21 protein-coding genes are annotated in these 21,633 nt (G+C 68.8%); 7 read left to right on the top strand and 14 right to left on the bottom strand.

Translation table 11 applies throughout. The features are described from left to right. Positions 1-39 precede the first annotated feature (39 nt). The gene (locus TSH58p_RS29650; RefSeq protein WP_109069380.1) at positions 40-2,664 is read left to right on the top strand and encodes a PAS domain S-box protein; all 2,625 of its coding nucleotides are present in this window, start codon (positions 40-42) and stop codon (positions 2,662-2,664) included. A gap of 36 nt (positions 2,665-2,700) precedes the next feature. Here the strand turns inward: TSH58p_RS29650 and TSH58p_RS29645 are convergent, their stop codons facing one another. Further along, positions 2,701-4,494 carry an ABC transporter ATP-binding protein gene (locus tag TSH58p_RS29645; RefSeq protein ID WP_109069379.1) on the bottom strand — a complete coding sequence of 598 codons (1,794 nt, stop codon included), beginning with the start codon at positions 4,492-4,494 and terminating at the stop codon, positions 2,701-2,703. A gap of 148 nt (positions 4,495-4,642) precedes the next feature. Between TSH58p_RS29645 and TSH58p_RS29640 the strand changes: the two genes are divergently transcribed. After that, on the top strand, positions 4,643-5,701 hold the full coding sequence (locus tag TSH58p_RS29640) for a patatin-like phospholipase family protein (protein WP_247873954.1): 1,059 nt from the start codon (positions 4,643-4,645) through the stop codon (positions 5,699-5,701). A gap of 6 nt (positions 5,702-5,707) precedes the next feature. On the opposite strand, the gene TSH58p_RS29635 is transcribed toward TSH58p_RS29640, so the two are convergent. Further along, entirely contained in the window at positions 5,708-6,022 is a 315-nt protein-coding gene (locus tag TSH58p_RS29635; RefSeq protein ID WP_109069378.1) for a hypothetical protein, read from the bottom strand. Positions 6,023-6,201: 179 nt separating this feature from the next. Here TSH58p_RS29635 and TSH58p_RS29630 point away from each other — a divergent pair, with 179 nt between their 5' ends. Further along, on the top strand, positions 6,202-6,732 hold the full coding sequence (locus TSH58p_RS29630) for a GNAT family N-acetyltransferase (RefSeq protein WP_109069377.1): 531 nt from the start codon (positions 6,202-6,204) through the stop codon (positions 6,730-6,732). 78 nt (positions 6,733-6,810) lie between these two features. On the opposite strand, the gene TSH58p_RS29625 is transcribed toward TSH58p_RS29630, so the two are convergent. Further along, on the bottom strand, positions 6,811-6,990 hold the full coding sequence (locus TSH58p_RS29625; RefSeq protein WP_014198692.1) for a hypothetical protein: 180 nt from the start codon (positions 6,988-6,990) through the stop codon (positions 6,811-6,813). A 139-nt stretch (positions 6,991-7,129) separates the two neighbouring features. After that, positions 7,130-7,996 (bottom strand): porin, encoded by an 867-nt coding sequence (locus tag TSH58p_RS29620; RefSeq protein ID WP_109069376.1) that lies wholly within the window; start codon positions 7,994-7,996, stop codon positions 7,130-7,132. A 190-nt stretch (positions 7,997-8,186) separates the two neighbouring features. Between TSH58p_RS29620 and TSH58p_RS29615 the strand changes: the two genes are divergently transcribed. Continuing rightward, a complete protein-coding gene (locus tag TSH58p_RS29615) occupies positions 8,187-10,076 on the top strand; it encodes a potassium/proton antiporter (protein WP_109069375.1) in 1,890 nt (629 codons plus the stop codon). 52 nt (positions 10,077-10,128) lie between these two features. Here TSH58p_RS29615 and TSH58p_RS29610 read toward each other — a convergent pair whose 3' ends face one another. Both TSH58p_RS29610 and rpoH read right to left on the bottom strand, forming a co-directional pair. Further along, positions 10,129-12,162 (bottom strand): bifunctional diguanylate cyclase/phosphodiesterase, encoded by a 2,034-nt coding sequence (locus tag TSH58p_RS29610; protein ID WP_247873953.1) that lies wholly within the window; start codon positions 12,160-12,162, stop codon positions 10,129-10,131. Positions 12,163-12,550: 388 nt separating this feature from the next. After that, complete coding sequence (gene rpoH / locus TSH58p_RS29605) at positions 12,551-13,426, bottom strand: RNA polymerase sigma factor RpoH (protein ID WP_109069373.1); 876 nt, start codon at positions 13,424-13,426, stop codon at positions 12,551-12,553. 254 nt (positions 13,427-13,680) lie between these two features. On the opposite strand from rpoH, the gene TSH58p_RS29600 reads away from it, so the two are divergent. Together TSH58p_RS29600 and TSH58p_RS29595 are read left to right on the top strand one after the other, a co-directional pair. Then, positions 13,681-14,055 (top strand): response regulator, encoded by a 375-nt coding sequence (locus TSH58p_RS29600; protein WP_109069372.1) that lies wholly within the window; start codon positions 13,681-13,683, stop codon positions 14,053-14,055. Between the two features lie 116 nt (positions 14,056-14,171). Beyond that, the gene (locus TSH58p_RS29595) at positions 14,172-15,182 is read left to right on the top strand and encodes a M23 family metallopeptidase (RefSeq protein WP_109069371.1); all 1,011 of its coding nucleotides are present in this window, start codon (positions 14,172-14,174) and stop codon (positions 15,180-15,182) included. A gap of 15 nt (positions 15,183-15,197) precedes the next feature. On the opposite strand, the gene TSH58p_RS29590 is transcribed toward TSH58p_RS29595, so the two are convergent. The 6 genes from TSH58p_RS29590 to TSH58p_RS29560 all read right to left on the bottom strand — a co-directional run bounded on the left by TSH58p_RS29590 (position 15,198) and on the right by TSH58p_RS29560 (position 19,131). After that, entirely contained in the window at positions 15,198-15,653 is a 456-nt protein-coding gene (locus TSH58p_RS29590; protein WP_109069370.1) for a hypothetical protein, read from the bottom strand. 188 nt (positions 15,654-15,841) lie between these two features. Further along, a complete protein-coding gene (locus tag TSH58p_RS29585; RefSeq protein WP_109069369.1) occupies positions 15,842-16,330 on the bottom strand; it encodes a YajQ family cyclic di-GMP-binding protein in 489 nt (162 codons plus the stop codon). Between the two features lie 127 nt (positions 16,331-16,457). Continuing rightward, the gene (locus TSH58p_RS29580; protein WP_014198683.1) at positions 16,458-16,994 is read right to left on the bottom strand and encodes a hypothetical protein; all 537 of its coding nucleotides are present in this window, start codon (positions 16,992-16,994) and stop codon (positions 16,458-16,460) included. Between the two features lie 22 nt (positions 16,995-17,016). After that, positions 17,017-17,649 (bottom strand): hypothetical protein, encoded by a 633-nt coding sequence (locus tag TSH58p_RS29575; protein WP_109069368.1) that lies wholly within the window; start codon positions 17,647-17,649, stop codon positions 17,017-17,019. After that, on the bottom strand, positions 17,646-18,299 hold the full coding sequence (locus TSH58p_RS29570; protein ID WP_109069367.1) for a MotA/TolQ/ExbB proton channel family protein: 654 nt from the start codon (positions 18,297-18,299) through the stop codon (positions 17,646-17,648). Before TSH58p_RS29570 ends, TSH58p_RS29575 begins: the two co-directional genes overlap by 4 nt. A 421-nt stretch (positions 18,300-18,720) precedes the next feature. Further along, positions 18,721-19,131, bottom strand: a complete 411-nt coding sequence (locus TSH58p_RS29560; protein WP_103039172.1) for a bacteriohemerythrin — start codon at positions 19,129-19,131, stop codon at positions 18,721-18,723. A 167-nt stretch (positions 19,132-19,298) separates the two neighbouring features. On the opposite strand from TSH58p_RS29560, the gene TSH58p_RS29555 reads away from it, so the two are divergent. Further along, positions 19,299-19,592 carry a DUF3072 domain-containing protein gene (locus TSH58p_RS29555; RefSeq protein ID WP_109069365.1) on the top strand — a complete coding sequence of 98 codons (294 nt, stop codon included), beginning with the start codon at positions 19,299-19,301 and terminating at the stop codon, positions 19,590-19,592. 31 nt (positions 19,593-19,623) lie between these two features. On the opposite strand, the gene TSH58p_RS29550 is transcribed toward TSH58p_RS29555, so the two are convergent. Together TSH58p_RS29550 and TSH58p_RS29545 are read right to left on the bottom strand one after the other, a co-directional pair. After that, positions 19,624-20,628, bottom strand: coding sequence for a peptide ABC transporter ATP-binding protein (locus TSH58p_RS29550; RefSeq protein ID WP_109069364.1), 1,005 nt, complete (start codon positions 20,626-20,628; stop codon positions 19,624-19,626). Continuing rightward, the gene (locus TSH58p_RS29545; protein ID WP_014198676.1) at positions 20,628-21,617 is read right to left on the bottom strand and encodes an ABC transporter ATP-binding protein; all 990 of its coding nucleotides are present in this window, start codon (positions 21,615-21,617) and stop codon (positions 20,628-20,630) included. Before TSH58p_RS29545 ends, TSH58p_RS29550 begins: the two co-directional genes overlap by 1 nt. Positions 21,618-21,633 lie beyond the last annotated feature (16 nt).

The following is a 21,633-nucleotide window of genomic DNA, read 5'->3' as shown; positions in this document are numbered from 1 at the left end:
GATCCGGCCCATGGTTGCGTTCGAACGCCGGCCGATTCGATGATTCCCGATCCGGACACGCCGCAGCGGTCGACCGGGCGTCCGACCCGCCGTTCCATGTGGCTGATGCGGCCGCAGCGGGTGCGAAGCTGGCTCGTCCTGCTGGTCATGGCGGTGGCCGTGCCGCTGGTCCTCTTCTCGGTGTTCCTCCTGATCCGCAACATCGATGCGCAGGCCCAGCAAACCGAACAGCTCGTGCTCGACCGGACGCGCCTGCTGGCCGAGGACGTGGAACGCGAGGTCAGCCGCCAGATCGCCGCGGCCGAGGTGCTCTCCACGTCGGAAAGCCTGACAACGGATGATCTGGCCGCTTTCCACCGGCAAGCCGTCGGCGTGCGTGACCGGCTGGGCACCAACGTCGTTCTGCGCGATCCGCAGGGCCGGCAACTGGTCAACAGCCGGGTGCCCTGGGGCACGGAGCTGCCGGACGGCACCGTGCTCGAAGCCGATCAACGGGTGATCGACACGGGACGGCCGCAGATCACCGGCCTCTTCATCGGCGACGTGAGCCGGACACCGCTTCTGGCGGTGATCGCCCCGGTGATCCGCGACGGCCGGATCCGCTACCTGCTGAACGTCACCATCCCCCAGGAACGGCTTCAGGCCATCGTCTCGCCGGAGCGCATCCCGACGGGCTGGCGGGCCGGGGTGATCGACCAGGACGGTGTCGTCATCGCCCGGTCGCACTTGAGCGAGCAACTCGTCGGCAAACGGCTTCCCACCTCGCTGTGGAGCGGCATGCAGGACATACCGGACGGAATCCACCGCGCCGTCAATCTGGAGGGGGTGGAGGCGATCCAGGCCTACAGCCGGTCGCGCAGCTTCGGCTGGGTGGTCGCCACCAGCGTCCCCACGGCCCTGGTGGCGTCCCCGGCGCGTCATGCCCTCCTGCTCTTCACCGGCGGCGGCCTCCTTCTTCTGCTGACCGGCATCGGGGCGGCGATCCTGCTCGGACGGCGCCTCACCCGCTCCGTCTCGCAACTGGCCGGAGCGGCGGAAGCGCTGGGCGCCGGTTACCCGGTGCCGCCGCCCGACGGCGGCGTGGCCGAGATGGAGGCGGTGGGCCGCGCCATCCGCAACGCCGCCGACCTCATCCGGCGGCGCGAGGCGGCTCTGGCGGAAAGCGAGGCCCGCCACCGGGCCATCGTGCAGACCGCGGTGGACGCCATGCTGGTCATCGACGAGGCCGGCACGATCGAGAGCTTCAACCCGGCGGCGGAACGCATCTTCGGCTACGAGGCCGGCGATGCGGTCGGCCGGAACATCCGCATCCTGATGCCGGAACCCTATCATTCCGCCCATGACGGCTATCTGCAGGCCTACCGGAGCACGGGCGAGAAGAAAATCATCGGCATCGGGCGCGAGGTGGAGGGGCGGCACAAGGACGGTTCGATCTTCCCGATCGAGCTGGCAGTCACCGAATGGACCGCCGGGGAGCGCCGCTATTTCACGGGCATCGTCCGCAACATCACCGAACGCCGCCGTGCCGAGGACGCCCTGCGCGCCTCCAAGGCCGAGGCCGACCGCGCCAACGTCGCGAAGTCCAAGTTCCTCGCCGCCGCAAGCCACGACCTGCGGCAGCCGGTCCAGGCGATGATGCTGTTCCAATCCGCCCTGGCGGAACGGCTGGACGGGCACCCCGCGGCCCCGCTTCTCGACTCCATGGGGCTGGCCATGGACGGGCTGCGCATGCTGCTCGACAGCCTGCTCGACGTGTCCAAGCTGGATGCCGGATTGATCGTGCCCCAACTGCAGGATCTGGCGATCGGCCCGATCATCGAACAGCTGGGCGCCGAGTACCATCCCCAGGCGAAGGCGAAGGGGCTGCGGCTGCGCGTGGTGCCCTGCACCCTGACGGTCCGCAGCGATCCGGCGCTGCTGATGCGCATCCTGCGCAACCTTGTGGAAAACGCGCTGCGCTACACCGAGCGGGGCGGCCTGCTGATCGGCTGCCGGCGCCGGGGCGACCGCCTGCGCATCGAGGTGATGGATTCCGGCATCGGCATCCCGTCCAATCAGCACGAGGAGATTTTCGAGGAGTTCTACCAGGTCGGCAACCAGGAGCGGGACCGCAGCAAGGGTCTGGGGCTCGGTCTGGCGGTGGTGCGTCGCCTCGCCCGCCTGCTCGGTCATACGGTTCACCTGCGCTCGAGAACGGGAGCCGGGTCCGCCTTCTGCGTCGATGTGCCCTTGATCACCCGCAACGCGACCCGCTCCGAACCGGTGGAAGCCCGGTTGGTGACGGGCGACGGGCGGGGCATGATCCTGGTGATCGACGACGAGCCGCTGATTCGCCACGGCCTGCAGGCCATGCTGGAGGGTTGGGGGTATCGGGTGCTGACGGCGGGCTCCATCGAGGACGCGGTCCGGCACGTCGAAAGCGGGGAATGGCCGAGCGCGATCCTGGCCGACTACCGCCTGCGCGACGGGAAGACCGGGTTGGACGCCATCCGGGCGGTGTGCGAGCGGCTCAGGACTCCGGTGCCGGCGACGATCATCACCGGCGATACCGCCCCGGAGCGTCTGGCGGAAGCCCGAGCGGGCGGCCACACCCTTCTGCACAAGCCCATCGCCGCCCACGAGTTGCGCAACGCCGTGGTGGAGATGATGCCCGCGGCCGATTGACCGCGGGTCGGGTCGGGGGTCGGATCGGGGGCCGGATCAGGGCGCCAGCAGAGCCGCCTCGCCGTCCTCGCCGAACTGGAGCTTGCACAGGCGGGCGTAGGTGCCGTTCTGCGCGATCAGGGCGTCGTGGGTGCCCTGCTCCAGGATGCGCCCGCCCTCCATCACCACGATCCGGTCGGCGTTGCGCACGGTGGCCAGCCGGTGGGCGATGACCAGCGTCGTGCGCCCCTGGGTCAGCCGTTCCAGCGCGCCCTGCACCAGCCGCTCGGACTCGCTGTCCAGCGCGCTCGTCGCCTCGTCCAGCAGCAGGATCGGCGCGTCCTTCAGGAAGGCGCGGGCGAGCGCGAGGCGCTGCCGCTCGCCGCCCGACAGCTTCACGCCGCGGTCGCCGATCACCGTGTCGTAGCCCTCCGGCAGCCGGGCGACGAAGTCATGCGCGGCGGCGGCCTTCGCGGCGGCCACGATGTCGTCGAATGGGGCGTCCAGCCGCCCGAAGGCGATGTTGGCCCGCACCGTGTCGTTGAACAGCACCGTGTCCTGGCTGACCAGAGAGATCACGCCGCGCAGGCTCTTCAGCGTCACCGCCCGCACGTCCTGCCCGTCGATCAGCACCTGCCCGCCGGTGGCGTCGTAGAGGCGCGGGATCAGGTTGAACACGGTGGACTTGCCGGCGCCGCTGCGCCCGACCAGGGCCACCGTCGCCCCCGCCGGAACCTCCAGGTCGACGCCCTTCAGCGTCTCCGTCCCCTCCTCGTAGGCGAAGCGGACGCCGCGCAAGGACACGGCGGCGCGCTCCACCGCCAGCGGCTTGGCGCCGGGCTGCTCGGTGATGGTCGGCTTCTCGTCCACCAGCTCGAAGATGCGCTGGGCGGCGGCCAACCCCTCCTGAAGCACGGCGTTCAGCGTGCCGATGGCCCGCACCGGCTGCGCCGCCATCAGGAGCGCGCCGACGAAGCCGGAAAAGGCGCCGACCGACCCCTCGCCCATGGCCATGCGGTAGCCCGCGAAGGCGATCACCCCGGCCACCGCGGCGCCGCCCAGAACCTCCATCATCGGGTCGATGCGCGAGCGGGCGCGGGTCGCCTTCATGGTCAGGGCGAAATTGTCCTCGAAGGCGCGGGCGGCACGGGCGCGCTCGTACTCCTCCAGGGAGTAGGTCTTGACCATGCGGGCGCCGGCCAGGCTTTCCGTCAGCAGGGCGGTCATGTCGCCCATCTGCGCCTGGGTGTCGCGCGAGACGCGGCGCAGCCGCTTGCCGATGTTGACGATGGGAATGGCGGCGATCGGATAGATCAGGAAGACGATCAGCGACAGCACCCAGTCGAGATAGAACATCGACCCGACCAGCGCGATCACCGTCAGGATGTCGCGCACCAGCCCGGTCAGGGTCCGTGACAGGGCGTTGCGGATCAGGTCCACGTCGCTGATGAAGCGGGAGGTCAGCGTGCCGGTGGGCGCGGCGTGAAGCTGGGCGGTGTCGGACCGCAGCAGGTGGTCGAACATCGACAGCCGCACGTCGGTGATGATCCGCTGCACGATGTCGGTGGTCACCACCGTCTGGGAATACATGGACAGCGCCTTGACCGCCGTGACCACGATGATCAGGAGCGGGATGACCAGCAGCATGCCCCGGTCCTGCTCGGAGAACATCGAATAGGCCTGGTCGATCAGCAGCGGATAGGCGCCGGTCGCCGCCGCCACCACGGCCATCAGCAGGAAGGACAGCATCAGCTTGCCGCTGTAGGGGCGCACCCATTCCCGCAGCATGCGGCCGACCAGCCGCTCCGTCGCCGCGTCGAGACGCAGCCGTTCTCCGCTCTTCTTGCTCACGTGCACGTCTTCCTGTAGCGCAATCGCGATGGCTTAGCCGATGGCGCCCGTGCTTGTCCATCAAGCCTTGATTCACCGGGCCTTGTCCGCTCGGGCTTGTCCACCGGGGCGGAACCGATCAAGCTTCCTTAACCGGTCGGGTGGCACCATGGCGGCCGGCACGCGCTCCACCCTGTGCAAAGGAGGCGCCATGGCGGCGGACGGCGGAAACGGACAGGGTCTCGGAAACGGATACGGCCGGCAGCACCACCGGCCGCGCATCGGTCTGGCGCTGGGCGCCGGGGTGGCGCGGGGCTGGGCGCACATCGGCGTCCTGCGGGCGCTGAGGCGTTACGGGATCGAGGCGGACATCGTCTGCGGCAGCTCGGTGGGGGCGCTGGTCGGCGGCGTCCATCTCGCCGGCAAGCTCGACGCGCTGGAGGAGTGGACGCGCAGCCTGACCCGGATGAAGATCGTCGGCTATCTGGACCTGCGGCTTCGCCAGGGCGGCGGGCTGATCGGCGGGGACCGGCTGGTGGCCGAGATGCGCCACCATCTCGGCGACGTCCTGATCGAGGAACTGTCCAGCCCTTTTGCCGCCATCGCCACCGATCTGGTCACCGGGCACGAGGTGTGGATGCGCAACGGCCCGCTGGTGGACGCGCTGCGCGCCTCCTTCTCCCTGCCCGGCGTCTTCCCGCCGGTGCGGTTCGAGGGGCGCTGGATGGTCGACGGCGCCCTGGTCAACCCGGTGCCGGTGTCGGCCTGCCGGGCCCTGGGCGCCCAGATGGTCATCGCGGTGAATCTGGCCGCCGACATCATCGGCAAGTCGCGGCGCCCCGGCGCCGCCGTGCCGACCGCGGCGGGGTTCGACCTCCTCAAGCTGATCGACGAGGAGCAGGGGCCGGATGGCGAGACCAGGCCCCGCGCCGGCTTCCGCGTGCCCATCGGCGCGCTGAGCCGCCGCATCTTCCGGCGCGATTACGAGGGGCCGAGCCTGTTCGGCGTGATGATCTCCTCGTTGGGCATCGTCACCGACCGCATCGCGCGCTCCCGTCTGGCGGGCGAGCCGCCGGACGTGCACATCACCCCGCGGCTGGGGCACATCGGCCTGTCGGAGTTCGATCGGGCCGACGACTGCATCCGCGAGGGCGAGGCGGCGGTCGAGCGCGTCCTTCCCGACCTTCAGGACGCGCTGCGGGTTTTCGGCTACTCGCCCCCGGCCTGAACGGCGTCAGGCGGTCAGGTCGACCGCCGCGCCGCGACGGTCCTTCTCGCCGGTCAGCTGGCGCTTCAGTTCCTCGGCGATCTGCTTCTCGACCGCGGCCCGCTTTTCCGGCGGCATCTCGGCGAGGGACTCCTCGTCCAGCTTCATGCGGGCGAGCAGCTGGTCGCGGATGCGTTGGGCCGGCGTCTTCCGCGCCTCCTTGAGGAAGGCGTCGGCGGCGCTGACGCCGCTCGCCTCCTTCTCCGGTTCGGTCTTCTCGTTCTTCGCCGTGAACTTGGAGACGACGCGGGTGACCTCGCTGATATAATTGGAGATTTGCATGACGGCTTCTCGTGACCGATGGGTTGGAGATCCGACAAGCAAGTTTTGTGCAACCTTGAATATGCTGGACAATCAAACGCCTACGTGGAATTCCTGGTGACACGAAGGTGCCGGGCGGCAAAATTGACCGGCTCATGAACTGCCGGGTTCCGGCTCCAGCCCTTTCCGCAGGGACGAACATGGACCCCATCACCACGGACCGTCTGATCCTGAGGCCCTTCCGGGAGGGGGACGCGCCCGATCTGCTCGCCTATCTGCGTCACCCCCGGGCGAGTTGCTTCCTCTCGCTCAAGCTGGACGATCTCGACGCGGCGGCCGCGGAGGTGGAAGCCCGCAGCCGAAGCGACGAGCACATCGCCGTGTGCCTGCGAAGCAGCGGCCGGGTGATCGGAGACGTGTTCCAGGTGCCCGAGCCGCCGGACACCTACACCGTCGGCTGGAACTTCAACGCGGATGTCGCGGGAGCCGGATACGCCACGGAGGCCGCGCGGGCCCTCTTCGAGCATCTGTTCACGGTGCGGCAGGCCCGCCGCCTCTACGCCTATGTCGAGGAGACCAACGTCGCGTCCCAGCGCCTGTGCGAAAAGCTCGGCATGCGGAAGGAAGGGCTGTTCCTGGAGTTCATTTCCTTCACGACGGATGGCGACGGGAACCCCATCTTCGAGAACACGATGCAGTACGCCATCCTGCGGAAGGAATGGCGGGCCTGAAAAGGCGAAAGCGCGCCGCGCCCGGTCGGCGCGACGCGCTTGTCGTCATCGGCAACGGAACGTGTCCGTCGCGTCCGGTCAGCGATCCAGGGCCGTGCCCAGAGCCGCGCCGCCCAGGCCACCGATGATCGCGCCACGCTTGCCGTCCACCGCGTAGCCACCGGCGGCGCCAGCCGTGCCGCCCACGACGCCGCCGGTCGAACAGGCCGCGAGCGTCAACAGCGCAATGGCGGTCCCGATCAGGCGCAAACGAGACATGTCCAAACCCTCCTTGTGGTGCATCTCGCTTCTGTAAACAGGCGAGAAGGCCATTTGCTTCCACGACACCGCAATTCCGTCGGGAAACCACCCTTGGATAACGGCGAAAGAGGGATATCAGGCCCGTTCGGGCACCGATTCAGAACAGAACGCGGGTGCCGACGCGCAGCATCGTGCTGTCGGACGGGTCCCCGCCGTAGGTCATGGTGCCCAGATCGGCGGTGACGCTGACCTTCGGCGACATGCGGAACCGCAGGCCCGTGGACCAGGCCTCCTGCGGGGCCTCCGTGCCGACCTGCGTGTGGGCCAGCCGCCCCATGACCGTCCAGCCCCGCAGCGGCGTGCCCTGCTCCAGATAGAGGCCGGCGTTGAGCGTCCGCCGCGCCGCGCCGCCGTCGGGCAACTGCTCGCGATAGCCGGCGCCGACCGTCACGCCGGGCAGCGTCACCTGACCGCCGACCACCCAGGACCGGCGGGGCGTGCCGCGGTCCTTGGCCACGGCGGCCTTGCCCGCCCCCGCGGTGATGCGCAGGCGGGCCTTGCCCAGCCGCCCGTCGTGCCGCACCACGCCTTCCACCACATGACGGGCGAGCGGGTCGGCCGCGCCAAGCTCCGTCCGCACGGGGGTGTAGCCGAGCCCGATGTTGAAGCCGTGCAGGCCCGGCGAATAATAGGTCGCCCGCGCGTCCGGACCGCCGAAGGCGCCGTCGTTCATGAAGACCGGGTCGGAGAACCACTGGTCGCGCACCGGCGTGGTCACCACCATCCGGCGCGACGCGCTTTCCGTCTGGCCGACCTCCAGGGCGCCCCAACCGCCGAGGTCGATGGCCTTCTTGTCGAACCGGATCGGCGTGGCACCGCCGCCCGCCGCCGTGCGGTCCAGGTCGGGCAAGGCTCCCGCCGTCGCGGCGGCGGAGGACAGGACAAGCGTCAGGAGAGCGAGGGGCAGGGAGACGAGGGGCAGGGAGATGAGGGGTGGTGCCGGAATACGCCGTATACGAAACATGAAATGCCCCTCGCCCGTTGCATTAACCCGGAAGGATTGTAGCCCGCCGCAATGCTGCATTGCGGGAGACATTTCTGTATTATTTTAGGAACATTGGGAAATTTTGGCCGCTGCGTTGCACTCGTGCCCAAGAATTGCCAAAATCGGATGACCGCGAAGGCGGCATCACTCCCATTCCGGCGCGAGGACTATGGAGACGGCGAGCACCATCATCCTGATCGGGTCGTCGCTGCTGATCGTCAGCATCCTGACCAGCTATCTGGCGCTGCGGATCGGCACGCCGCTGCTGCTGATCTTCCTGGGCGTCGGTCTGTTCGCCGGGATCGATGGCGTCGGGGGCATCAGCTTCAACGACGCGGACAGCGCCTTTCTGATCGGCTCCATCGCGCTCGCCGTGATCCTCTTCGAAAGCGGGCTGGACACCAAGCTGTCGAGCTACCGCGCCGCCGCGTGGCCGGCGCTCAGCCTCGCCACCTTCGGGGTCGCCATCACCTCCGGGGTCATCGGCGTCGCCGCGCATGGTCTGCTGGGCCTGCCCTGGATCGAATCCTTCCTGGTCGGCGCGGCGGTCAGTTCCACCGACGCGGCGGCGGTCTTCTTCCTGCTGCGGGTCGGCGGCATCACCATCCGCGACCGCGTGCGCTCGACATTGGAAATCGAGTCCGGCAGCAACGACCCGACGGCCATCCTGCTGACCGCCATGCTGGTGGAAGCGGCCCTGCACGGCTGGGGAACGCCGCTGGAGCTGGCCGGCTTCCTGGTCAAGCAGATCGCCGGCGGGGCGGTGCTGGGCGTCCTGGGCGGGGCCGGGCTGGCCGCCTTCATCAACAAGGCCCGCCTCGACCCCGGCCTGAACCCGGTGGTCACCCTGGCCTTCGCCCTGTTCCTGTTCGCCGGCACGAACGAGCTGGGGGGCAGCGGCTTCCTGGCCGTCTACGCCGCCGGCCTCGTCGCGGGCAATGTGAAGCTGCGCGGGGCGCTGGGCCTGCGGCAGTTCCACTCGGGTCTGACCTGGCTCAGCCAGATCGTCATGTTCGTCATGCTGGGCCTGTTCGCCACCCCGCACGACTTCGGGGCGATCGCCCTGCCCGCCCTCGCCCTGGCCGTCCTGCTGATCCTGCTGGCGCGCCCGCTGGCGGTGTGGCTGTGCCTGCTGCCCTTCCGCTTCTCGGCCAACGAGAAGACCTTCATGGCCTGGGTCGGGCTGCGCGGCGCGGTGTCGATGCTGCTGGCGCTCGTGCCGATCCTGGGCGACCTGCCGGGCGGTCAGGTGATCTTCAACACGGCCTTCCTGGTGGTGATCGTGTCCCTGGCGGTGCAAGGCTGGACCATCGGCCCGATGGCGCGCTGGCTGAAGCTGATCGTCCCGCCGCGGCGCGGCCCGGTCGAGCGGTTCGAGCTGGAACTGCCCGGCGGCGCCGACCAGGAGATGGTCGCCTACACCGTCCACCCCAAGAGCCCCGCCGCCCGCGGCCAGCGCACGCCGCGCTTCGCCCGCCCCTCCCTGGTCATCCGCGACGGACGCGTGGTGCCGCTGCACAAGGCGCGGACGCTCCAGGCCGGGGACATGGTCTATCTGTTCACCCCGCCCAGCCAGTTGCCGCTGATCGACAAGCTGTTCGCCGAGAGCCGCCCGCTGGATCAGGACGACCGCGCCTTCTACGGCGATCTGGCGCTGAACCCCGACGCGACGGTCGAGCAGATCGCCGAGATGTACGGCCTGCCCCTGTCGCTGGCCAACGCCCAGCGGTCGTTGCGCGATCTGCTGCGCAACGAGTTCGGCGGCAATTGCGAGTTGGGCGACCGGATGCGCATGGGCGGGGTGGAGTTGATCGTCCGCGACATGCAGGAGGGGCAGATCACCTCGGTCGGCCTCGCGCTGGAGCCCTCGGCCATGGACAAGCCCCGCGTGCCGCTGTTCCAGGGGCCGGAACGGCTCTGGCAGACGGTCCGATCCTGGTGGTCGAAACGTTCCTTCCGCCGCTGGCAGCGCCGGGAAACCCGCCGCGAGCGCCTGCCCGCCCCCGTGATGGACGCGCCCGCCCTGACCGGGAAGGAACCGGAACGGCTGGAGGGATGACGCCCTTCCGGCCGCCGCCGACGAGCATTCAGGCGGACGTTCAGGCGGACGTTCAGGCCATCGCGGGCTGCTGGGCGCGGATCATCGCCGCGAAGGCGTCCGGGGCGGCCGGGCGGCCGAACAGATAGCCCTGGAGCAGGTCGCAGCCGACGGAGACCAGGAAGTCCCGCTGCTCCTCCGTCTCGACCCCTTCGGCCACGGTGACGAGGCCGAGCCCGTGCGCCATGCCGACCGCGGCGCGGACCAGCGCCCCGTTCTTCAGGTTGTCCGGAATGTCCGCCATGAAGGCTCGGTCGATCTTCAGCTTCGACACCGGAAGCTGCTGCACGTAGCTGAGCGACGAGTAGCCCGACCCGAAATCGTCGATCGCCACCTGGACGTCGATGGCCTCCAGTTCCGTCAGGGTCTGCACCGCGGCCTTCAGATCGCGCACCGCCGCCTGCTCGGTGATCTCCAGCCCCAGTCGCCCGCGCAGCTCCGGATGGCGGCCCAACAGCTCCTCGAGGCGGGCGCTGAGGTTGCCGCGCAGGAACTGCGGACCGGAAATGTTGATGAAGATCTGCTTGGGCAGGGTGCCCGCCTTCTCCCACACGGCCATCTGATCGACGACGGCGGTCAGCACCCAGTCGGTGATGGGAACGATCAGGCCGCTTTCCTCGGCGACCGGAATGAACTCGCCCGGGGAGACGGGACCCAGCGTGTGCTGGTTCCAGCGCAGCAGCGCCTCCGCCCCCACGATCCGGCCGGAACGGGCCTCCACGATGGGTTGGTAGGCCATGTGCAGCTCGTTCCGCTCGATGGCGTGGGCGAGATGCATGGTCAGGAACATGCGCCGGGTCGCCGCCGCGGCCATTTCCGGGGTGTAGAAGCAAACGGCGTTGCCGCCGTTGTGCTGGGCGGCCTGAAGCGCCAGCTTGGCCTTGGCGTTCAGCTCCTCCAGCGTGCGGATGTCGGCGTCCTGCACCGCGGCGCCGATGGACAGCCGCAGCCGCACCCAATGGCGGTCGGCGTAGATGGAGGCGGTCAGCCGGTCATGCAGCAGATCGGCCAGCGTCTCCGCCTGCTCGGCGCTCTCGACGCGGGACAGGGCGGCGAACTCGTCGGCGGCGATGCGGCAGACGTAGGTCTGCTGCGGCAGCACCTCCGTCACCCGGCTGACCATCGCCTTCAACGCGGCGTCGCCGACATGGAAGCCGAACGCCTCGTTGATGTCGCTGAACTGGTCGACGTCGAGCGCGTAGAGCGCGAAGAGGCCCCCTTCCTGGCCGGGGAAGGGCGCGGCCAGCACGGCCTCGCACTCCTCCAGGAAGGCGGTGCGGGTCAGCACGCCGGTCAGCGGGTCGTGCCGGGCGAGATAGGTCGCCCGCTGCTCCGCCGCCAGCCGCTCGGAGATGTCGCGGATGATGCCGACGAAGACGACGTCGCGCGCCAGGCGGGCCTGTCCGACGCTGAGATGGATCGGGAACACCGCGCCGTCCTTGCGCCGGCCCAGCGCGTCGCGCCCGATGCCGATGATCTTGGCGCGCTCCGTCTCCAGATAGCTGCCGATGTACTTGTCGTGGTCGCGGGAGAAGGGCGGCGGCATCAGGACGGAGACGTTCCGCCCGATCAACTCCTCCTCGTCGTAGCCGAACAGGTCGCGGCAGGAGCGGTTGACCGTGCGGATGATGCCGTGGCGGTCCGCCACCACCACGCCATCCACCGCCGCGTCGAGCAGCGTCGTCACGAAGGGGTCGCGGCGCAGGACGAAATCGGCGATGCGGGCCGGGTCGGTCACGTCCTGGAACAGGCCGAGGAAGCCGTGGGCCCCATCGCCGGTGCGATGGGGCAGGACGCAGCCGGTCAGCACGCCGCGCCCGCCGTCCGACCGCTCGACCTCGCAATCGACCGGGGCGGCCTCCCCGGTCTGGCCGGAGCGCTCCAGCGCCTGCGCCACGGCGCGCGCCAGGGGATGGTCGAATTCGGCCAGCGGCCGCCCCACCAAGGCTTCGGGCGACGTCCGCAAAACGGCGGCGAATACAGGGTTCGCGAACAGGCAGCGCCGCCCGGCGTCGGCATAGACCAACGCGAAGGACGCCTGGTGCATGAGGCTTTCGGCCAGCGATGCCAGAAACGCCGATGTGGTCGGCATTGCCGGTGCGGACGGGCCGTCAGGACCCTGATGCTCTGCCGGAGACACGTTGGACAAAACCGTACCCGCTCACCAAGGCGCCCCCGGGGCTGGAAACCAAACCCGCCCCCCAGGGGTGCACAGAAACTGAGTTGTCATTATGACGGCTTGCGGACCGTTTTCCAACAAATTGCGGCGAAATCACAACATCTGCTGCATCCGCAACTCCCCGCACCACAACCGCAGGCAGGAGAACGCCGTCCCGTCTCACGCGGTGGAACGGCGCCGACGGCGCGAACCAACCCGCCAGAATCTAGGCCTTTCGGTATACATCAGGACGGAGAGGGAGGCAACAAGCCCCCCTTTACGCCGCTGCGGCGAGTTCCCGCACCCTCTGGGACAGCTTTTGAAAAGCCCGCTCCTCGATCTGGCGGATGCGCTCGCGGCTGACGCCGTAAACGGCGGCCAGATCCTCCAGCGTCTTGGGCGACGGGCTGAGACGGCGGGCGGTCAGGATGTCGCGCTCGCGGTCCTTCAGCACCGCCATCGCGTCGCGCAGCATGGCGCTGCGGTGCATCGCCTCGTCGCGCTCCAGCAGGCTGTCCTCGGCGTTCGGACGCTCGTCGGGCAGGAAGTCCTGCATCTCCGCGGTCCCCTCCCCGGCGGAGAGCGGCGCGTTGAGCGAGGCGACCGGCTGGACGAAGCGGCGGTTCACCGCCACGACGTCGCTTTCCGGCACGTCGAGTTCCTGGGCGATGCGGGACACGCTTTCCGGCTTCAGGTCGCCGTTGCCGAACTCGCCCAGCTTGCGCTTCAGGCGGGACAGGCCGAAGAAGAGCTTCTTCTGGGCGCCGGTGGTGCCCAGCTTCACGAGGCTCCAGGAGCGCAGGATGTATTCCTGGATCGACGCCTTGATCCACCACATCGCGTAGGTGGACAGGCGGAAGCCGCGGTCCGGCTCGAACTTGCGGACGGCGGTCATCAGGCCGATGTTGCCCTCGCCGACCAGATCGGTCATCGGCAGGCCGTAGCCGCGGAAGCCGGTGGCGATCTTGACGACCAGACGCAGATGGCTGGTCACCAGCTTGCGGGCCGCCTCCATGTCGCCATGCTGGCGCCACGCGGTCGCCAACACATACTCCTCCTCCGCGCCCAGAACGGGGAAGCGGTGGACCTGCTCGATGTAGCGGGACAGCGACTCGCCGGGAAAAGGCGTGGTCAGTGTCAATGCGGTGCTCATGTCACATCCTCTTTGAAGCGATATGACCCAATCCGCCGGTCCCCGTGATGGGCGACCGGCGCCCTCTCCATGAAGGCACCTCATAGTTTACGCGTACGGAACGCCAAGTCAACGCCGTGCGGGTACGAGTGTCGGGCGCCTTGACGTGGCTGCATGGCCGCCCCCGCTCATAAACGGGGCGTAAACCAGCCCGGCCTTATTCAGGTCGGCAATACCCCGAACCCTAACACCGAATTATGAAAGGGCGGACTCCGATGGCCGACATCCTTGTCGTCGATGACGACCCGGTATCCCTCAGCATCGTCACCAAGATCCTGGAGAAGGAAGGCAACAGCGTGACCGGCTGCACCGACGCGCGGGCGGCCGTCGAATCATTGACCTTCCATGAGTTCGATCTGCTGGTCACCGACCTCATCATGCCCGATCATGACGGGTTCGAGGTCATCCAGGCGGCCAAGAGCCTTCGACCGGACCTGCGGATCATCGTCCTGTCCGGAATCGACGAGCGGGTTCCGCCGGAACTGACCATGCAGGCCTTGACCAAGCTGGGCGTCGCCCGGATGGTCCGCAAGCCGATCAAGCCCGCGGTCCTGGCCTCCGAAGTCCTCGCGGTGCTGATCGGCGGCTGAAGGGCTTTGGGTGGAGGGCTCCGGCCGGGCGGCGTATGGCTTCCTTGCGGTTGCGTCGGAACGGGGGTTGCCTCACCCTGCCCCCGCAAATCCACCCACATCCCCGGGAAGCCCGCATGATCCGCGCCGCGCTCACCACCGTCCTGTCCGCAAGCCTGTTCCTGGGCGCGCTGGCCATTGCCGGCCCCGCGGCGGCGGAGGCGCCGGCCTTCGGGCTGCCGGTCGACTGCCGGGTCGGGGAGACCTGCTTCATCCAGAACTACGTCGACGAGGACTCCGGCCCCGGCTGGCGCGACCATGCCTGCGGGCGGCTGAGCTACGACGGCCATGACGGCACGGACTTCCGCCTGCCCGACTACACGGCGATGGATAAGGGTGTCGCCGTGCTGGCCGCCGCCGCGGGCACCGTCCTGCGGGTGCGCGACGGCATGGACGACGTGAACGTCAACGTCATCGGACGCGACACGGTGATGAAGGTCGGGGGCGGCAACGCCGTCATCATCGAGCATGGCGACGGTTGGCAGACCGCCTATCTGCACATGAAGCGCGGCAGCGTCGCGGTCACCCCCGGCCAGCGGGTGGAGGCCGGGCAACGGCTGGGCGAGGTCGGGCTGTCGGGATTGACCGAGTTCCCCCATCTGCATTTCGGCGTGCGCCACAACGGCGCGGTCGTCGACCCCTTCGTCGGCCAGCAGCCCTTCACCGCCTGCGGCCAAGCCATGAAGCCGCTGTGGACCGCCGCCACGGCCAAGGCGCTGGCCTACCGCCCGACCGCCGGCCTCGGCGCCGGCTTCGCCACCAGCCGCGTCCCGGAAGCCGAACCGGCCCGCCACGGCGAGTTCGCCGGGGAGACGCTGACCCAGGACTCCCCCATGCTGGTGCTGTGGTCCGACATCATGGGCGTCCGCGACGGCGACACCCAGCGGATCCGCATCCTCGACGGCGATGGACGCCCCCTGTTCGACAACAGCAAGGGCATCACCGGGGACAAGGCCGTCTGGTTCGCCTATCAGGGGCTGAAGCGCCCGGCGTCCGGATGGCCCAAGGGACCCTACAAGGGCATCGTGACGCTGGCCCGCGACGGCAAGACGGTGGTCACGCTGGAGCGCCGGCTGGACGTCCGCTGACGCCCGACCTTTTCGTCACTGGGCCGACCCCGACGTCATGCGGTCGGGAACGCCCTGGGTCAGCAGCGTGGTCAGCCAGCGGAAGTTCGGCGCGCTTTCGGCCTGGAGCGCGCTCTGCACCACCTGCATGGCCTCTTCGGCGTTGGGCGCCTTCATATCGGGCGTGTGGCCTTCGGCGGTCTGGCCGCCCGATGCCTCGTCCGCACCGCTCTGCGCGAAGACACTGACGGCGCCGACGCCCAGCCGATGGGCGATCGCGGAACTTCCCGTCACCGGACCGGTTGCGGAGGACGCCATCAGGCCCGCCGCGCCGTCCTCACCCCCGACGCCGTTCAACTGCTCCAGCATCGCGGCGAACTGGCCGGCGAGTTCCCCCGCCTGCCGGGGCGCACCCGTGCCTTTGCGCTCCAGAAGCTCTTCAGCCCGGATGCGCATCAACTGGGAAGCGTCGGCGTTGGCCGGTATCGACATGGCGCGTGGACCCTGCGGCGTTCGGCTGCCGGATCAGGGCAAGCAAGGGACGGGCCATCGTCGGAAGGGCGGAGAAGCGGGTGGTGCGGCGGCCTCGCCGCCCGCGCACCCGGCAAAAATTTCCGCCCAACCGGCAAGAATGACCGGCCAACCGGCAAAAACCGCCCCTGCGGTGCCCTTGCCGGTCCTCAGTCCCGGAAGTTCACATACTGCAGGGGCTGCTCGATCTTCAGCCCGCGCACCAGGGCGATGGCGTCCTGGAGGTCGTCGCGCTTCTTGCCGGTGACGCGCAGCTCGTCGCCCTGGATGGAGACCTGGACCTTCATCTTGGCGTCCTTGATCGCCTTGACGATGGTCTTGCCGAGGTCCTGGGCGATGCCCTGCTTGACGGTGACGGTCTGGCGCAGCGCGTCGCCCGCCGCCCGCTCCGGCGGCTTGGAATAGTCGAGCGCCCCAGCGTCCAGCTTCCGCCGGGTCACATAGACCCGCAGCAGCTCCTGCATCTGCTCCAGCTTGGGGGCGTCGTCGGCCAGCAGGGTGATGTCGTTCTCGGTGCGCTCCACGGTGCAGCGCGAGCCCTTGAAGTCGAACCGGGTCTCGATCTCGCGGCGCATGCCGTTCAGCGCGTTGTCGATTTCGTGGATGTCGGTCTTGGACACGATGTCGAAGGACGGCATGGGACTCTCTTTGCTCGGGCGGACGGAATCGCGGAACCGTAGACGAGGCCGCACCCCGCCTTCAAGGGGCCTGCACGAAGGCCGTGACGGAATGCGGCCATCAGGCGCCAATGGCCCACCGGGAGTCTCAGGTCGGCTGACCGGGGTGCTGGAACTCGATTCCCGGATTGCCGCCCGGCCCGCCGTTGCCGGGCGCGTTCTCATAGGGCTTGTCCGGCATCTTCGGCTGCGGCTGCGCGTAAAAGCGCGGTTCCCGGTCGTCCCAGGACCGCTCGAAGGGCAGCCGCATCATCGGGTTTGTGCCGTTGCGCTGGGCCTCCCGCTGGGCCTCCTGCAACTGCTCCGCCATGCGGCGATCCCAGGGCAGGCGGTAGAGGTTGGGCGCCTGCTCCCAGAGGAGGGTGAGATAGATCGCTTCGTTCTCCACCAGCGTGGCGCTCAGCACCTTCGCCTCGCGGACATTGGCCCCCATCCATTCCAGCGTGACCGGCTTGGCCCGGCCCAGCAGCGCCGCCGGCGCGGCGTAGGCCGCCGGCAGCAGCAGGGCGAACAGCAGCAGGATCACCACACGCGCCATCCGGCTGCGCGTCCAGCGCAGGGCCGACAGGACGAGCAGCAAGGTGACGACGGCGACGAAGCCGAAGATGACGGTCAGGCTTTCCATGGCGCACTCTCGATCCGACGGGTCAATTCTTCGCCGAGCGCAGCGGCTTGAACACGGCGTTCAGGGACCCCGGCACCAGCTCGCCCCGTTCGGTCAGGTTGAAGCGGAAGGCGGTGATCTCCTGCCCTTCGTGGTCCAGCCGGACGCGCGTGGCGGCGATGGTGGCGGCCCCCGATTCATGCTCCGCCTTCACGCGGGCGACCACCCGGACCCAGATGGGAAACACATTCTCCAGATTGCGGAACATATGCACGTTTACCGTGTATTCCCCCGGAGGAATGCCCCGCGAATAGGAGGTTTCGAAATTGATCTCCGTGGGATCGGCGTAGGCGCCCAGATCATCGCGCAGCAGGTTGAAGATCAGCCCCGACTTGTTCGAGTAGCCGACCGGCACGTCCCCCGGCGCCTGCACCCACAGATCGACGTCGCTGCGCAGCTTGTCGTCCCAGCGCGCCTCGATGATGACGTTTCCCGGCGGCTCCATGCCCGCCGCCGCGGAGGAGGATTCGTTCTGCTGGTTGGCCTCGGTCTTCTTGGCCTCGTTGATGAAGGGGACCGCCAGAACCGCGCAGGCGACGAAGCCGCACAGCAACAGCGTCAGCAGGTCCCGCGCGACGAGCACGCCGGTTTGGTCCTCACCCAGGAAATCATTCATGGTGTGGCCTCACCGCGCAGGGCGCCGTAGGGGGCCGCTTGCGTCGCGGCGAAGTCCGGCGTCCCCGTCCGCGGAGCAAGGCGGGAGCGTGCGTGGGCCTCGTCCATGATCAGCGCGCACAGGGACGCCGTCGCCCCGCGCAGAAGCTGCAGGTTGCAGGTGGTCCACAGGCACAGGGCGCCGCCGAGCATCGTGGCGTAGATCGCCACGCCCAGCCCGCTCGCCAGCGTGGTCACCATGGCGCCGGCCGACGCGGCGTTGCCCACCATGTCCGGCGTGATGTTCGCGGCGAACAGGCTGAAGCCCCAGGCCGTGCCGATCAGGCCGAGCATGCCCAGCGCGTTGGCGATGTGCTGGAGATGCGAGATCCGCGAGAACAGGCGGATTTCCAGGGCGCGCTCGCTCTCCACCTTCATCAGCCGCCCGCCGCCGACCTTGGCCCGGTCCAGCTCACCGCCGATCTTCCACACCCGATAGGCCGACATCACGAGGCCGACCAGGAAGACGATCCCGATGATCGCGGTCGCCACGGCGATGTGCCCGGTCAGAACCCGGTCCAGCCACCCCTGAGCGTACAGAACGAAAACGAATGCCGAAATGGTCAGGTTGAAGGCAACGAATTTCGCCTTGAGCAGCCACTGTTCTTCCATGGTTTTGACCCTGTGACGGTTGCGTGTGTCTCCGGATCGTCATGTTCAGGCGGCGATGGCGCACGACGGCGGCGCCGCGGAAAGCCGGGCGGCGATGGAGGGATCAGGAGAGCGGGGAACGGATTCGCGGCGGCACGCGCTGACGGCGCCGGCGCGGTTGGCCCGGGCGCTGGTGGCGGGACGGCTCCGTGTCGGCCATCGGTTCATCGGCGCACCTTCGCCGGAATTGCGCGATGACGGAGCCATTCAGGAGTCATCCGTCACCTCATGAACCCCGGCCCAGGCCAAGAGTTCCCGACGCCCGGCGACGGACCTGCCGGGTTGAGGCGCGACGCGGACGGGGAAACCCCCATTGTCCGACAGAAGAAGGGAGCGGTCCGGGACGTCCTGCCCCGGCCATCGCCCTTCGGGAAATGGCCCTTTACGCCACGCCCTTTTCCTTCAGGAAGGGGCCGTACTTCTTGTCGGTACCCTGGATGTGCTTGATCAACCAGTTCTTCAGGAAGTTCATCACCTCCATGCTCAGCGTGGCGGTGGCGCCGGCGTGGTACTTGCGCTGCACCTCCAGCACCTGATTGGCCAGCGCGTCGTGTTCCGCCTTGTGGGCGTCGCGGTCCGGATAGCCGAGGCGGGCGAAATGCTCCTCCTCATGGGTGAAGTGCGACTTGGTGTAGGCGACGAGGCTGTCGAGAATGCCGCCCAGCGCCTCCTTGCTGCGCCCCGCCTGGACGGCGTCGAACAGCTCGTTGACCAGGGCGACCAGTTGCTTGTGCTCCTCGTCGAACTGCGCGATCCCGACGCTCAGCTTGTCGTTCCACACCATCAGCGGCATTTCGTTCCGTCCCCTCGCGCTGGGCCTCGCATGGCCGGCCGGGAAAACCCCAGCCCGCGAAAGGGTAACGTCTTCCGCAGGGCGCATCAACGGTCGGCGAGCCGACGCCGGGAACCAACCCCACAGGCGGCTGTTGGACAGACGTTTCCAGCAAAAAGGAACATTTCATGAACGCGAAGCGCGACGACAAACGTGAGAACCACCCCCAGCCCCATCGCGGAGACGCGCCGAATCCGACAGGCAATCCAAAAACCGCGGACGCCGGGGGGGCCGACCATTCCAACCGCGAGAAGGACCCGGACGATTGGACCACGGGCGACGAGCCGATGACCGGTGCGCAGGCCTCCTACCTGAAGACGCTCAGCGAGGAGGCGGGCGAAGGCTTCGATGGTGACCTGACGAAGGCCGAAGCCTCCAAACGCATCGACGCCCTTCAGGACAAGACCGGCCGCGGCGCCTGACGAAACCGCCGGACGCCGCGGCCGCTTGCCCTCAGGCCATCTCCTCGGCGAAGTGGCAGGCGACCAGCCGCTCGTCCACCGGGCGCAGCGCCGGCACCTCGGCCGCGCAGCGCTCCGTGGCGTGGGGGCAGCGCTTGTGGAAGGGACAGCCCGGCGGCGGGTTCAGCGGCGAGGGCAGTTCGCCCTTCGGAATCACCCGCTCCGCCCGCAGCGCCGGGTTCACCCGCGGCGTGGCGGCCATCAGGATGCGGGTGTAGGGGTGGCGCGGGCGGGAGTAGACCACGTCCTTCGGCCCGTGCTCCACCGGTCGGCCCAGATACATCACCATGACCGCGTCGGCGATATGCCGCACCACGCTGAGGTCGTGGGAGATGAACAGGTAGGCGAGGTTCAGCTCCTCCTGCAGGTCCATCATCAGGTTCAGCACCTGCGCCTGGATCGACACGTCGAGCGCCGACACCGGCTCGTCCGCCACGACCACCCGCGGGTTCAGCATCAGCGCGCGCGCGATGGCGATGCGCTGGCGCTGGCCGCCGGAGAACATGTGCGGGTAGCGGTCCACCTGATCGGGGCGCAGACCGACCTTCGCCATCATGGCGACGGCCCGCTCCCGCCGTTCCTGCTTGCCCATCGGGGTGTTGATGACCAGCGGCTCCGACAGGATCGAGCCCACCGTCTTGCGCGGGTTCAGCGACCCGTAGGGATTCTGGAACACCATCTGGACGGTGCGCCGCAGTTCCTTCATCTCCGAGGCGGTGCGCCCGACCACGTCGCGCCCGTCGTAGAGAAGCTGGCCCGAGGACGGCGGCTCGATCATCGTGACGGAGCGCGCCAGAGTCGACTTGCCGCAGCCGGACTCGCCGACCACCGCCAGCGTCTTCCCGGCTTCGAGCTGGAAGGACACGCCGTCGAGCGCCTTGACGGTCGCCGCCGGCTTGAAGGCGCCGCGCTTGACCGCGTAGTGCTTGCGCAGGTGGATGGCCTCAAGCACCACCGGTCCGGTGGCCGGCATGACGTCGGTGAGAATGTCGGACATCACAGGACCTCCCCGGCGCCGACCGGAGCATCGGCGAGCGGATAGAAGCAGCGCGCCTTGCCGGCGTCCACGTCGAACAGGGCCGGCCGCTCGATGCGGCAGCGGTCGGTGGCGAAGCGGCAGCGCGGGTTGAACAGGCAGCCCTGCGGCCGGTCGCCGATGCCCGGCACCACGCCGGGGATCGTCGGCAGCCGGCGCTTGCCCAGCGCCCGCTCCGGCAGCGCGTCGAGCAGCGCGCCGGTGTAGGGGTGGCGCGGCGCCTTGAACAGGGCGTCCACCGGGCGCGTCTCGGCGACCTGCCCGGCGTACATGACGACCACCCGCTGCGCCGTCTCCGCCACCACGCCCATGTCGTGGGTGATCAGGATCAGGGCCATGCCCCGCTCCTTCTGGAGGCGGACCAGCAGGTCGAGGATCTGCTTCTGGATGGTCACGTCCAGCGCCGTCGTCGGCTCGTCGGCGACCAGCAGGCGCGGGTTGCAGGCGATGGCGATGGCGATCATCACGCGCTGGTTCATGCCGCCGGAGAGCTGGTGCGGGAAGGCCGACAGGCGGCTTTCCGGGGCCGGGATGCCGACCTGCTCCAGCAGTTCGATGGCGCGGTTGCGCAGCGCCTTGCCGGACAGCCCCTCATGCACCTTCAGCGTCTCCATGATCTGGAAACCGACGGTGAAGCAGGGGTTCAGGCTGGTCATCGGCTCCTGGAAGACCATGGCCACGTCCTTGCCGGTGATCTTCCGGCGCTGCGACGGGCTCATCGCCAGCAGGTCCTTGCCGCCGAACCGCATGCGGTCGGCGACCACCGTGCCGTTGGAGCCGAGCAGGCCCATCACGGCGAGCGAGGTCACGGACTTGCCGGACCCGGACTCGCCGACGATGCCCACCACCTCGCCCTCGTCCACGGTGAGGTCGATCCCGTCCACGGCGCGGAAGGTGCCGGCGCGCGTGGTGAACTCGACGGACAGGTTCTTGATATCGAGAAGAGGCATGGCAGCCCAGGAATAG

The sequence above is a fragment of the Azospirillum sp. TSH58 genome, from assembly GCF_003119115.1.
In the GTDB taxonomy this organism is placed as follows: domain Bacteria; phylum Pseudomonadota; class Alphaproteobacteria; order Azospirillales; family Azospirillaceae; genus Azospirillum.
The sequence above is the reverse complement of the archived record's forward strand: the minus strand, read 5'-3'. Positions and strand labels throughout refer to the sequence as shown.

Coding starts and splice junctions, on each gene's coding strand:
- TSH58p_RS29650 (WP_109069380.1), top strand. CDS start 40: ATGATTCCCGATCCGGACACGCCGCAGCGGTCGACCGGGCGTCCGACC.
- TSH58p_RS29640 (WP_247873954.1), top strand. CDS start 4,643: ATGGCGGCCGGCACGCGCTCCACCCTGTGCAAAGGAGGCGCCATGGCG.
- TSH58p_RS29635 (WP_109069378.1), bottom strand. CDS start 6,022: ATGCAAATCTCCAATTATATCAGCGAGGTCACCCGCGTCGTCTCCAAG.
- TSH58p_RS29630 (WP_109069377.1), top strand. CDS start 6,202: ATGGACCCCATCACCACGGACCGTCTGATCCTGAGGCCCTTCCGGGAG.
- TSH58p_RS29625 (WP_014198692.1), bottom strand. CDS start 6,990: ATGTCTCGTTTGCGCCTGATCGGGACCGCCATTGCGCTGTTGACGCTC.
- TSH58p_RS29620 (WP_109069376.1), bottom strand. CDS start 7,996: ATGTTTCGTATACGGCGTATTCCGGCACCACCCCTCATCTCCCTGCCC.
- TSH58p_RS29615 (WP_109069375.1), top strand. CDS start 8,187: ATGGAGACGGCGAGCACCATCATCCTGATCGGGTCGTCGCTGCTGATC.
- TSH58p_RS29610 (WP_247873953.1), bottom strand. CDS start 12,162: ATGCACCAGGCGTCCTTCGCGTTGGTCTATGCCGACGCCGGGCGGCGC.
- rpoH (WP_109069373.1), bottom strand. CDS start 13,426: ATGAGCACCGCATTGACACTGACCACGCCTTTTCCCGGCGAGTCGCTG.
- TSH58p_RS29600 (WP_109069372.1), top strand. CDS start 13,681: ATGGCCGACATCCTTGTCGTCGATGACGACCCGGTATCCCTCAGCATC.
- TSH58p_RS29595 (WP_109069371.1), top strand. CDS start 14,172: ATGATCCGCGCCGCGCTCACCACCGTCCTGTCCGCAAGCCTGTTCCTG.
- TSH58p_RS29590 (WP_109069370.1), bottom strand. CDS start 15,653: ATGTCGATACCGGCCAACGCCGACGCTTCCCAGTTGATGCGCATCCGG.
- TSH58p_RS29585 (WP_109069369.1), bottom strand. CDS start 16,330: ATGCCGTCCTTCGACATCGTGTCCAAGACCGACATCCACGAAATCGAC.
- TSH58p_RS29580 (WP_014198683.1), bottom strand. CDS start 16,994: ATGGAAAGCCTGACCGTCATCTTCGGCTTCGTCGCCGTCGTCACCTTG.
- TSH58p_RS29575 (WP_109069368.1), bottom strand. CDS start 17,649: ATGAATGATTTCCTGGGTGAGGACCAAACCGGCGTGCTCGTCGCGCGG.
- TSH58p_RS29570 (WP_109069367.1), bottom strand. CDS start 18,299: ATGGAAGAACAGTGGCTGCTCAAGGCGAAATTCGTTGCCTTCAACCTG.
- TSH58p_RS29560 (WP_103039172.1), bottom strand. CDS start 19,131: ATGCCGCTGATGGTGTGGAACGACAAGCTGAGCGTCGGGATCGCGCAG.
- TSH58p_RS29555 (WP_109069365.1), top strand. CDS start 19,299: ATGAACGCGAAGCGCGACGACAAACGTGAGAACCACCCCCAGCCCCAT.
- TSH58p_RS29550 (WP_109069364.1), bottom strand. CDS start 20,628: ATGTCCGACATTCTCACCGACGTCATGCCGGCCACCGGACCGGTGGTG.
- TSH58p_RS29545 (WP_014198676.1), bottom strand. CDS start 21,617: ATGCCTCTTCTCGATATCAAGAACCTGTCCGTCGAGTTCACCACGCGC.